The 11,382-nt window shown below is 69.3% G+C and carries 8 protein-coding genes; 3 read left to right on the top strand and 5 right to left on the bottom strand.

The window, feature by feature from the left end; all coding sequences use genetic code 11:
* Positions 1-525 precede the first annotated feature (525 nt).
* Entirely contained in the window at positions 526-1,494 is a 969-nt protein-coding gene (locus U5771_RS31875) for a GlxA family transcriptional regulator (protein WP_415859456.1), read from the top strand.
* Positions 1,495-1,896: 402 nt separating this feature from the next.
* Here the strand turns inward: U5771_RS31875 and U5771_RS31870 are convergent, their stop codons facing one another.
* Both U5771_RS31870 and U5771_RS31865 read right to left on the bottom strand, forming a co-directional pair.
* Positions 1,897-3,486: a trypsin-like peptidase domain-containing protein gene (locus U5771_RS31870; protein WP_322027614.1), complete on the bottom strand. Its 1,590-nt coding sequence runs from the start codon at positions 3,484-3,486 to the stop codon at positions 1,897-1,899.
* 259 nt (positions 3,487-3,745) lie between these two features.
* Positions 3,746-4,621 carry a LysR family transcriptional regulator gene (locus U5771_RS31865; RefSeq protein WP_322027613.1) on the bottom strand — a complete coding sequence of 292 codons (876 nt, stop codon included), beginning with the start codon at positions 4,619-4,621 and terminating at the stop codon, positions 3,746-3,748.
* Positions 4,622-4,760: 139 nt separating this feature from the next.
* Between U5771_RS31865 and U5771_RS31860 the strand changes: the two genes are divergently transcribed.
* Positions 4,761-6,014 (top strand): MFS transporter, encoded by a 1,254-nt coding sequence (locus U5771_RS31860; protein ID WP_322027611.1) that lies wholly within the window; start codon positions 4,761-4,763, stop codon positions 6,012-6,014.
* A 123-nt stretch (positions 6,015-6,137) separates the two neighbouring features.
* Here the strand turns inward: U5771_RS31860 and U5771_RS31855 are convergent, their stop codons facing one another.
* Entirely contained in the window at positions 6,138-7,610 is a 1,473-nt protein-coding gene (locus U5771_RS31855; protein ID WP_322027610.1) for a PLP-dependent aminotransferase family protein, read from the bottom strand.
* Positions 7,611-7,818: 208 nt separating this feature from the next.
* Between U5771_RS31855 and U5771_RS31850 the strand changes: the two genes are divergently transcribed.
* Positions 7,819-9,018: a GNAT family N-acetyltransferase gene (locus U5771_RS31850; RefSeq protein ID WP_322027609.1), complete on the top strand. Its 1,200-nt coding sequence runs from the start codon at positions 7,819-7,821 to the stop codon at positions 9,016-9,018.
* Between the two features lie 182 nt (positions 9,019-9,200).
* On the opposite strand, the gene U5771_RS31845 is transcribed toward U5771_RS31850, so the two are convergent.
* Positions 9,201-9,686 (bottom strand): DUF3331 domain-containing protein, encoded by a 486-nt coding sequence (locus U5771_RS31845; RefSeq protein WP_322027608.1) that lies wholly within the window; start codon positions 9,684-9,686, stop codon positions 9,201-9,203.
* 40 nt (positions 9,687-9,726) lie between these two features.
* Positions 9,727-10,938, bottom strand: coding sequence for a CynX/NimT family MFS transporter (locus U5771_RS31840; RefSeq protein WP_322027607.1), 1,212 nt, complete (start codon positions 10,936-10,938; stop codon positions 9,727-9,729).
* Positions 10,939-11,382 lie beyond the last annotated feature (444 nt).

The following is an 11,382-nucleotide window of genomic DNA, read 5'->3' as shown; positions in this document are numbered from 1 at the left end:
GGCGAATCGACCGCTTTAGTATCCGGAAACCACACACGCGCCTATGCCCCGGCTCCCACGATCGCGTCCGCGGTTTCGCGAGCCGCGTCCACGATGTTCTGATTGGTTCGTTTTTGCATGAACACGATATCGGCTGCCCCTCCGACTTATTTGGTACCACGCAACCGTTTGCGAATCGCGGTTTCACTACCTGCGCGAAGGCGGGCCTGATCAAACGTGGCGATTATCAAAGCCTCTTGGCCGAAGCCAGCCATACATCGTGCGACATGTCTTCGAGCATGAATTTTCCGAAACGCGTGAAGTTCCGTTTTTTTGAGACGGAGTGTCAAGCCGACCCGACCGCCCTTCCTAGAATTCTCGGGGCCGCATGTCCGTTGGTGCTTGCCGGTTTCAGGCGGCCACCGGCTGTCGGAGTCGGCTACGCGACGGTTGCCGAGGGCCGCCCGGATGGCATGCGTCAACGGCTTCGAGTTGCAGAACCCGAAGCGCGCCTCTGCCGGTCAACCACATCCTTGGGGAATCACCATGGCATCGGAGCATTCCACCCTGTCTCGCTCGGGGAAGCCCGCCACACGGACGCCGACGCGAGTCGACATCGTGCTGTCCAACGGATTTGCACTGCACGATGTCGCGGCGATCATCGAGATTTTTCATCAGGCAAGTGCGCTGACTACAGCGCGTCCGTCCGGCGAGGCGCGCTATGACGTATCGCTGGTCTCCGCTGCTGGCGGCCGAATTGCCGCCTCTTCATCGGTCTTCCTCTGGACGGAAAGCATCGATTCGCGGCGGCGCGTGGAAGGCAAGCAGATCATGTTCGTCGCCGGCGGAGCGGCTGCTCATCCGGCCTGTCGCGACAAGCGGCTGATCAATTGGCTGCGCCGGCAGCATCCGCTATGCGACACCGTTCATCCGATCGCTGAGGGAAAGCTTCTTCTGGATGCGGCAGGTCTTCCGAGCGGATTTCGTGCAGCCAACGACACTCCCGACGTGGTTGCCGCCAAATCGCCGGGCAGCGAACCTGACGCCATTCGCATTGCGTTGCGCATGGTCGAAGACGACCTGGGCGGCGAGCTCGCGCGGCATGTGTCGAGATCTCTGGCGATGCCGGCGCCGGCACCGTCCGATGCGTTCGCCGCGGCGAGCAAGGCGCCGCGTGTGAGCGAGCAAATCACGGCATCCGCGCGTTGGCTGGAGGCGAACGTCGACCGGCCCGTCTCGATCGATGCTGCGGCGCAAGTCGCGGCCATGAGCGAGCGCAACTTCCTGAGAAGGTTCAAGAGCGAGATCGGCATGACGCCATCTGACTACCTGCAACGCGCGCGCTTGAACATGAGCTGCAGGATGCTGGTGGAATCGAGCTTGCCGGTCGACAAGGTCGCGCGTCGCTGTGGCATCAACGGTGGCGCACAACTGGCGAGGCTGTTCCGGAAATACCTGTCGACAACGCCGACTGAATATCGCATGCGTAACGATGCAACCACCAGCATGGCATGAGTGCAGCGCGCATCAGCCGATGAGCGCTCGATTCCGGTGCCACGCATTGCAATCGTCGCGATCAGGGGACGCCCATCAAGCGCGTCACAACCTGTTCGCCGTTTCCAGTCAAGCGGTCGGATGCGCGTCACCTTCCATGTGACGAATCGACGGCGCGCTGCGGGCCGAGCGTGCAAGTTCACTGATGCAGGAAGCTGCGCTCCGGCTGCTCGATACCGCCACCGTCAGCAACGCGCCACATTGCCGACATAGCACCCAGCCCGCCCCAACATCGGCAAAGGCCGAGGCGTTCGCATCGGCCGCTCGGCTGGTTTCAGCGTGAAGCGGCCGCTTGGGTGTCAGCGCTCGAGATCAGGTGACCGCCGCACGTCGCCGGTCTTCCCCCCGCCCTCGTCAACGCCACTACCGCGCTCGCACCGACACGAACTTGCGCGCGTTGTCGCGCTGGATCAGCACGGCGATCACGCCGCCTTTCGCTTCGAGCGTCTGCACGTCGTCCGGCGTTTCGAGCAGCGTGTCGTTAAGTTCAAGCACGACGTCGCCCGGCCGGATGCCCGCGCTCGCGGCCGGCCCGTGCACCGCATCCACCATCATCCCGATCGCGAGCCCGGTCGAACGCCGTTCGGCGTCGCTCAGCGGGTGCATCGTCAGCCCGAGCCGATCGCCCGTGTCTGCCGGCCGTGCGGCGGCCATCGCCACGCCGGTGGCACCGGCCGTGCCGACCGCGCCCGCCCCGACCATGCCCGCGCTGCCCGTCGCGGCCGCGTTGTCGATCGCGTCGCCCGTCCCCGCGCCGGTGACCGTCAGCATCGTCGGCCTGCGGTTGCGGATCAGCCGCAGCGGCGCCTTTCCACCGGGCGGCAACGCGGCGGCCAGGTCGTTCAGTTCGGCCGACCGGCCGATCGGCTTGTCGCCGAACTTCACGATCACGTCGCCGGGCCGCACGCCGGCCGCGGCGGCGGGCGAGCCGGGATCGACGCCGTTGACGAGCGCGCCCGCCGGACGCGGCAGGCCGAACGCAGCGGCCAGCCCGACGCCGACATCCTGCACGTCGACGCCCAGCGCATTGCCGGACGACGCGCGCTGCGCCTGCGCATTGGCCCGCATCTGCGCCTGCACCTGCGCACGCACTTTCACGGCGAGCGCGATCGGAATCGCGAACGTCGTGCTCGCATAGCGCTCGGCGTCGGTATAGACCTGCACCGCGATGCCGATCACGTCGCCCGCGCGGTTGAACACGGGGCCGCCCGAGTTGTCAGGATTCACCGCGATGTCGGTCTGGAAGAACGGAAACGCGCTGCCGTCCGGCAGCGCATGCGACGTCGCGCTGACGATGCCGGCCGTGACCGTGTTGCCCGCGCCGTCGGGCGCGCCGATCGTCATCACGGGTTCGCCGGCACGCACCCGCGACGAATCGCCGATACGCACGACCGGCAGCTTCGCCGCGTCGACGCGCAGCACGGCGACGTCGCTCTGCGGATCGACGGCCAGCACGGCCGCCTTCAACTCTCGACGATCGGCCAGTCGCACCGTCACGTCGGTCGCATCGGCGACGACATGCGCGGACGTCAGGATCACCCCGTCGGCGCTGACGATGAAGCCCGAGCCGAGGCCCGCGATCGCGCGCGGCGACATATCAGGCGCAGGCGCGGACGCCGGTGCGCCTTGCGCGGGCGGCAGCGGCGCGCCTCGGCGGAAGAACGCGGAAAGCGGATCGTCGGGATCGAGGTACAGGAACGCCGGACCGCCGGACTGCTGGTCCGGCGCGGCAGTCATGATGGTCACGACCGCAGGGCCGTAGCGGTCGACGATCGCCGAGAAGTCGACCGGCATCGAATAAGGCGATGCGGCAGGCCTGTTCTTCAGGGCTGGCTGTGTGCCGGGCGGCGCGACGGTTCCTGCAACGGTTGGCGGCGGCGACAGGAACGAGGCGAACACGCCCCCGATCAACGCGGTGCGAAGCACGGCGCGAGCAAGCGTCTGGCGAACCACGGTGCACCTCCCCCGGCAGTCGAGGCGCCGACCCGCGCGAGACGCGCGGACGCCCGACAAGCACCGGTACACGCCTCCATTTATAGTCCACGCCGCATTCGGAACATACGAATCGAAACCCGCATGCCCGCTGGTCGCGCAGCGGCGGAACCGCGGCAGCGTTCGTTCCGGACAAAGTGCGCGGTTCGTCAATCGGAATATTCCCCGCACGCTGCGTGCAACGCGCGCGGCCGAGGCACATCCTGCGCCGCAGCCCGCGCTACCCGGCCAGCAACAGAAAATTGCGCACCACCGCCGACGGATCGTCGCGCCGCGACGCAATCGCCAGTCTCGCGCGCAGCCCGTTGCCCGCGACGGGCCGATATACGACGCCCGCGACCTGCACCTGCGTGATCGCCTTCGGCACGATCGACACGCCGAGCCCGGCCGCGACGAGCGTCACCGCCGACGCGATTTGCGGCGCGGGCTGCGCCATGCGCGGCTGGAAGCCGGCCGCATCGCACGCGGCGACGATGTCGTCGAACAGCGCGCTGCCCGCCTCGCGCGGCACCTGCACGAATGCCTCGTCGGCCAGTTCCGCCAGATCGATCCGACGCCGCTGCGCGAGCCGATGCGCGACCGGCATCGCGACGAACATCGGCTCCTCGTCCCAATCCGCTGCCAGCAACGTGTCCGCGATACGACGCTCCGGACGCACGATCGCGACGTCGAGCCGCCCGGCCTCCAGCGCCTCGAGCAGCACGCCGGAAGTCGCTTCCTGCAACGTCAGATCCGTATCCGGAAACGCTTCGCGAAAGCGGCGAATCAGGTCCGCCACTTTCGAATTGAAGGCCGCTGTGCCGGTAAAGCCGACGCGAAGCTGCCCGATTTCCCCGCGCGCGGCCCGTCTTGCCGCCCGCGCCGCGCGCTCCGCGTCGTCGAGCACGCGCCGTGCCTCTTCCGCGAACACCTCTCCCGCCACGGTCAGTTCGGCGCCGCGTGCGGTCCGCTTGAACAGCGCCACACCGAGCTCGTTCTCGAGCGCCTTGATCTGCTGGCTCAGCGGCGGCTGCCCCATGCCGAGCGTTTCCGCGGCCTTCGTGAAGTTGGACGTGGCGGCCACGGCCAGAAAGTATCGGAGATGCCTGAGTTCCATGCGCGATGTGATCCCGGGGTAGACGGAAACGGCTTTCAGCCAGTCGAAAAACGTATCGCTACGGTTTCTTTCATATATTGGACATATATATGAGCGTGCGCAAGAATTCGGGTATTCCCTCGCCCAACTGGTACCGACCATGTCTACTCCTGCGACTTCGCCGGCCGCGACGCGCGCCCCGAACGCCACGCCGGATGCGCTGCCCGCCGGCGTGTCGCCGCGCTCGGCGGCCTACAAGCGCATCGCGCTGGCGCTCTTCCTGGCCGGCTTTTCCACCTTCTCGCTGCTGTATTGCGTGCAGCCGTTGCTGCCCGCGTTCGCGCGCGAGTTCAACATCGGCGCGGCGTCGAGTTCGCTGTCCCTGTCGCTGTCGACCGGGATGCTGGCGGTCTCCATCCTGTGCGCCGGCGCGCTGTCCGAACGCGTCGGGCGACGCGGGCTGATGTTCGCGTCGATGACGCTGGCCGCGCTGTTCAATGTGTTCGCGGCGATTGCGCCGAACTGGAACCTGCTGCTGATCTGGCGCGCGCTCGAAGGATTCGCGCTCGGCGGCGTCCCGGCGGTGGCGATGGCCTATCTCGCCGAGGAAATCGCCGCCGACGGGCTGGGCCTGTCGATGGGGCTCTATGTCGGCGGCACCGCGTTCGGCGGCATGGTCGGGCGGATCGGGATGAGCGCGCTCGAAGAATATTTCTCATGGCGCACCGCGATGCTGACGATCGGCTTCGTCGACCTCGTCGCGGCGATCGCGTTCGTGATGCTGCTGCCGCAGTCGCGGCGCTTCGTGAAGCGCACCGACCTGACGCTGCGTCACCACCTGCGGCTGTGGAACGCGCAGCTGCATCACGCGCGGCTGCCGTTCGTGTTCGCGATCGGCTTCCTCGTGATGGGCGCGTTCGTGACCGTGTACAACTACGCCGGGTTCCGGCTGACGGCCGCGCCGTTCAACCTGAGCGCGACCGCATGCGGGCTGATCTTCGGCGCCTACCTGTTCGGGATGGTGTCCTCGTCGAGCGCGGGCGCACTCGCCGATCGGCTCGGGCGCGCACCCGTCCTCGTCAGCGGCGTCCTCGTGTTCGCGGCCGGCCTCGCGCTGACGCTGTCGCATTCGCTCGTCGCGATCATCGTCGGGATCGTGCTGATCACGATCGGCTTCTTCGTCGCCCATGCAGTCGCGAGCGGCTGGGTCGGGCACCTCGCCGGCTCCGCGAAGGGGCACGCCGCATCGCTCTACCTGCTGGCCTATTACGTCGGGTCGAGCGTGCTGGGCTCGGTCGGCGGCACGTTCTGGCAACACGGCGCGTGGGGTGCCGTCGTCGCGTATGTCGCGGTGCTGCTCGTGCTCAGTCTGGCGGCGGCCCGTCGGATCATGCGCGCGGAAGGTGTGCGATGAACGACCTGGCGCTCTGCCGCGCCGCCCTGTCTCGAATACACCCGCGCTTTCCGTGGCTGCGCTGATCGCCACCAACAACGTCCTCAACGGCCGGGCCGGCTGACCGCGCCGCGCGAACACGGTTCAATCGCCCGCCACCCGATGCGCGAGCGTCGACAGCGTCCGCAGCATCGGCGCGAACGCATCGGCCGACGTATTGCCGAAACCGAGCACCAGCCCGTTGGCGGCCGATGTCGCGTGGATCGAAAACCCCGACAGCGGAAACGGCCCGATCCCGTGCGCGCGCGCCGCCTCGACGATCGCGCGGTCGCGATAACGGGCCGGCAACCGCAGTGCCAGATGCAACCCGCACGGCCCGCCCTCGACCTGATGCGGCACCGCGAACGCGTCGTCCAGCGCGGCGAGCAGCAAGCGCCGCCGGTCGCGATACAGCCGTCGCATCCGCCCGAGATGCCGCCCGTACTCCCCCGTCTCGATGAAATCGGCGAGCGCGAGCTGCACGTGGCGCGTCCCGCCGCGCAGCATCTCCGGCAGCGCCGGCCGCACCGCGGCCAGCAGCGCGTCTGGCAGCACGAGAAAACCGATCCGCAACGCCGGAAACATCGTCTTGCTGAACGAGCCGAGATAGACGACCGGCGACTCGGCCGCGAGCCCGTGCAACGCGCCGATCGGCTCGCCGGTATGCCGGAACTCGCTGTCGTAGTCGTCCTCGATGATCCACGCGCGATGCCGGCGTGCGGCATCGATCAGCGCCAGCCGGCGCGAGATCGACAGCACCGCGCCGGTCGGGAACTGGTTCGACGGCGTGGTGTAGACGAGCCGGGGCGTCCGTTCGCGCCAGTCCGTGTCTTCCGCACGCAGCCCCTCCGCGTCCACCGGCATCGGCAGGACCTCGAGATCGGCCGCCTGCATCGCGGTGCGCGCGCCGCGATAGCCGGGCTCCTCGACCCAGACCGTGTCGCCGGGGTTGGTCAGCAGCTGCGCGCACAGCGCGATCGCGCCCTGCGCGCCTTCGGTGATCACGATCTGCTCGGGATCGCAGCGCACGCCGCGTGTCACGGCCAGATGGCGCGCAATCGACTCGCGCAGCGTGCGCTCGCCGAGCGGGTCGCCGTACGCGAGCAGGTCGCGGCCGGCACGGCGCAGCGCGCGGTCGATCGCGTGCCGCCACGCATCGACCGGGAAATGCGACAGCGCGGGCACGCCCGGCCGGAAGCCTTCCGACTCGCCGGTGCCGATCAGGCTCGGACGGATCCGGCCGAGCCGCTGCGCGACGGCCGGCGGCGCGGCCCGCCGGCGCGGCGCGGCCGGCCGCGACAGGCCGACCACGCGCGTGCCGCGACGATCGGATTGCAGGAAGCCTTCGGCGACGAGCTGCTCGTAGACGGCCGCCGTCGTGTTGCGCGACACGCCGAGCGTCTCGGCCAGCGCGCGTGTGCCGGGCAGCCGCGTGCCGGCCGGCATCGCGCCGCCGAGGATCGCGTCGCGCACGCGGCGCAGCAATTGCCGCTGCAAGGAAGGCGCGCCGGCCGTGCGCGCGAGCGGCGCGTCAAGCGGCAACAGCGGTGCGTCGGCGGAAGGAAAGGCAGTCGTCATCGGGGTGTCGCGGCGTGGAAGTCTCGGTGCATGGCGCGTCGATCGCGGCGCCGGCATGGCACCGGCATGGCACCGGCATGGCACCGGCGTGGCACCGGCGTGGCACCATAAATTTGCCATCGTCTGGCGCTTCTCATGGTACCTCGCCGGGACTACGATCGTCTGCATGCCGGTATGTCGCCGGCCGCCAACCGAAGCGAGATCGACCTTGTCCACGCTCACCAACGACTTCCAGCAGCCCATCGGCCAGCCCGTTCCCGACTGGTCCGCGCGCCCGCGCCCGGCGCGCATCGTGCTCGAGGGCCGCTACTGCCGCCTCGAACCGCTCGACGCCGACCGCCATGCCGCCGACCTGTACGCCGCGTACGCGCAGGCGACCGACGGCGGCGACTGGACCTATCTCGCGCACGGGCCGTATGCCGACGAGTCGAGTTACCGCGACTACGTGCGCGGCGCGTCAGCGAGCGTCGATCCGCTGCACTACACGGTGATCGACCGCGCGACGAACCGTGCGGTCGGCACGCTCGCGCTGATGCGCATCGACCCGGCCAACGGCGTGATCGAGGTCGGCTCCGTCACGTTCTCGCCGCTGCTCAAGCGCACGCCGATTTCGACCGAAGCGCAGTACCTGCTGATGCAGTACGCGTTCGACACGCTCGGCTACCGGCGCTACGAATGGAAGTGCGACGACCTCAACGAACCGTCGCGCAAGGCGGCCGCGCGGCTCGGCTTCCGTTACGAAGGCACGTTCCGGCAGGCGATCATCTACAAGGGCCGCAACCGCGATACCGCGTGGTTCTCGATCGTCGACGGCGAATGGCCGGACGTGCGCGCCGCGTTCGAAGCATGGCTTGCGCCGGAGAATTTCGATGCGCACGGAGCGCAGCGCGCGTCGCTCGTCGCGATCCGCCACGCGCAGGCGCGTGCGCGCGACGCGGCTGCCGGCTCGAAGGACGCGACGCGCGTCACGGTCCGGCCGCTCGTGGCCGCCGACGAAGCCGCGTGGCGCCCGCTGTGGCAGGGTTACCAGTCGTTCTACGAGACCGCGCTGAGCGACGCCGTGTTCGCGACGACGTGGGCGCGCCTGATGGATCCGGCCGAACCGATGTTCGTGCTCGGCGCCTTCGACGCGTCGGGTGCGCTGATCGGCATCGTGCACGCGATCTACCACCGCTCGTGCTGGACCGACGGGCCGTACTGCTATCTGCAGGACCTGTTCACGGCGGCCGACGCCCGCGGACAAGGCGCCGGCGGCGCGCTGATCGAGGCCGTGTACGAGCGGGCCCGTGAAGCGGGTGCGAGCCGCGTGTACTGGCTCACGCACGAAACCAATACGACCGCCCGCGCGCTGTACGACAAGCTCGCGAACAACGCGGGGTTCATCCAGTACCGGAAGGATCTCAAGTAACGCGGCAGCACGACCTGCCGGCCGGCGTTCAGCCTGTCACGTCGGGCGGACCCGTTCCGTACCGGACGGATCTCAGGTTGCGCATCAGCGCAACCGCGCCGGCATTCAACCCGTCACCGCGGCCGGACCCGTCCCGTACCGGACGCATCTCAGGTCACGCATCAGCGTAACCGTGCCCACATTCAGCCCGTCACCTCGGCCGGATCCGTCGCATCGTGGCCGGCGTCCGGCACGGCCCCAGCCACCTGTGGCACCGACGCCGGGCAGATCATCTCGTCGGCGTTGGCCGGCACCGGCCGACGCACCGGCCGAAACACCGGCTCGCCCGGCTCGATCAGCCGTCCCGAGATCGCGCAGCGCCCGGGCACCAGCGCCACCCGCAAACGCCAGCGCTGCTCGCCGTAGTGACATCGGCCGCTCTCGACCCAGCGCACCAGCAGGCCGTCGTCGCCGGCTTCCAGCACCGTGACGAACAGCTGCGGCCGCAACGGCGACAACGCCGCGGCGGTACGCCGCGGCGCGCGGCCGAAGGCCATGAGGGCCGCGAGGGTCGCGACCGGATGCGCGGCGGCGTCGCCGGGCGATGGCATCGCGTCAGGTGCGCCGCACGTCGACGCGACGCACGACAGGTCTTCTTCGCAAATCAGGCTTTCCATGATGTCCGGCATGCTTGACGAAAGGTTGCGGGCAGGTTGACCGGCGCCATGCTCAGCGCCGGCCCGGCGGTACGCGCAGCAGCGCCAGGCCGAGCGCCGCGCCGACGAGCGCCGCCGCGAGCATCAACCCGATGCCGCCCGACCAGCCGAACGCCCCGACGATCGCGCCGATCGTCAGCGGCCCGATCACCTGTCCGAGATAGTTGCCCTGCACGACCCAGCCGATGCTGAGCGGCGCCAGCGCCGGCGCAGGCGCGGATTGCGGCGCGCACGCCAGGATCGTCGCGGGCAGCATCCCGGCGATCGCCGAAAACGCGAAGCCCAGCGCGACCGCGAGCGGCGCGGGAGTCGCCGCGCTGAAGAGTCCGGCGCCGGCCGCGCCGATCGCGACCGACGTCGCGGCCATCACGATCCCCGGACGCGCACCGCGCGACAGCAGCCAGCCGGCGGTCAGGTTGCCGATCACGCATGCGGCGACGATCGCCGCGCTGATCAGCCCCGCCGCGCCGACCGCGACGCCCAGGCGCTGCATCAGGAACACCGGCAGGAACGTCATCACCGCGAAGAACTGCACGTTGTAGGTGGCGAAGCCCAGCGCGAGCAGCGTCGTCGAGCGCGACGCGAGTACGTCGCGCAGCGCGGGCCCGATTCGCGGCGCGTCCGCGAACCGGGAGCGCGTATCGGCGGGCGTCGTGACCGGCACCGCGACCGCCGCGACGAGCGTCAGCGCCGCAGCCGCGAGCCAGCCGTCGCGCCAACCGCCGAGCAGCGGCCCGACCAGCATCGACAGCGCCATGCCGGCCGGCATGAACGTGCTCCACAGCCCGAACGCGACATTGCGCCGCTCGGGCGGCGTCACGCGATTGAGCACCGCGGGTGCGGCCACGACGACGATCACGAAGCCGAGCCCTTCGGCAAGGCGCGTGGCGAGCAGCAGCGCGAAGCTGCCGGCCCACGCACCGGCGATGCTCGACAGGCCGAGGATCACGAGGCCCGCGATCAGCAGCAACCGGTCGCCCCAGCGCCGCACCAGCAAACCGGCGGCGATTCCGCCGAACACGCCGACGAACGGAAACACCGACATGACGCCGCTCAGCGAAGCGAGCGACCCGCCGAAATCGTGCTGCAGCGACGGCAACGCGATCGACGCCTTGCCGACGTGCAGCGCCGACACGATGCTCGCCAGCACGACGTTCGCGACGGCGGCCCGGTAACTGCGCGACGGGGGCGCGGCGAGCGCGGCCGCGACGGGCGATTCGGTCATGTTCCACCTCCGGTGACGCCGCCGCGCACCGCACGCGATCGGACTGCCGCAGATGATACAAATTGAAGTTAACTTCAAGTAAAGGGGAAACGTGCGCAACGATGCGTTTCGCCGATCGCCACAATCGGCCGGAACGACGGCGGCTACGGCGACCCCGCCCGAGCCGCGCGTCTCGCGTTTCGTCTCGCGTTTCGTCTCAAACGGCTGAGACGAATGTCCCGGCGTCTCACCCGCCCCGTCTCGTCGCAATCGCCGCAAATTTCCCGCGCGATTCGCTCGGCCCCACCTGTTTTCAATGCAAGGCGGCCTGTTGCGCCGCACACTGCCCGCCCCGCTCCGTCGCCGCCCGACCGCCCATTCGAGCTGGCCCCGTTCCTGCATATCGGTCGCTCGCGCAATCGCGCGACGGACGCACCGGCCGCAGGCCGCGCGACCGACGACACC

This window comes from Burkholderia sp. BCC1977 (genome assembly GCF_905339595.1).
Lineage (GTDB): Bacteria > Pseudomonadota > Gammaproteobacteria > Burkholderiales > Burkholderiaceae > Burkholderia.
Note: the sequence above shows the minus strand (reverse complement) of the source record. Positions and strands in the feature narration are given on the sequence as shown.

Bases quoted from the DNA above. Each gene is read 5' to 3' on its own strand.
- U5771_RS31860 (WP_322027611.1), top strand. From the start codon at position 4,761: ATGTCTACTCCTGCGACTTCGCCGGCCGCGACGCGCGCCCCGAACGCC.
- U5771_RS31845 (WP_322027608.1), bottom strand. From the start codon at position 9,686: ATGCCGGACATCATGGAAAGCCTGATTTGCGAAGAAGACCTGTCGTGC.
- U5771_RS31865 (WP_322027613.1), bottom strand. From the start codon at position 4,621: ATGGAACTCAGGCATCTCCGATACTTTCTGGCCGTGGCCGCCACGTCC.
- U5771_RS31840 (WP_322027607.1), bottom strand. From the start codon at position 10,938: ATGACCGAATCGCCCGTCGCGGCCGCGCTCGCCGCGCCCCCGTCGCGC.
- U5771_RS31855 (WP_322027610.1), bottom strand. From the start codon at position 7,610: ATGACGACTGCCTTTCCTTCCGCCGACGCACCGCTGTTGCCGCTTGAC.
- U5771_RS31875 (WP_415859456.1), top strand. From the start codon at position 526: ATGGCATCGGAGCATTCCACCCTGTCTCGCTCGGGGAAGCCCGCCACA.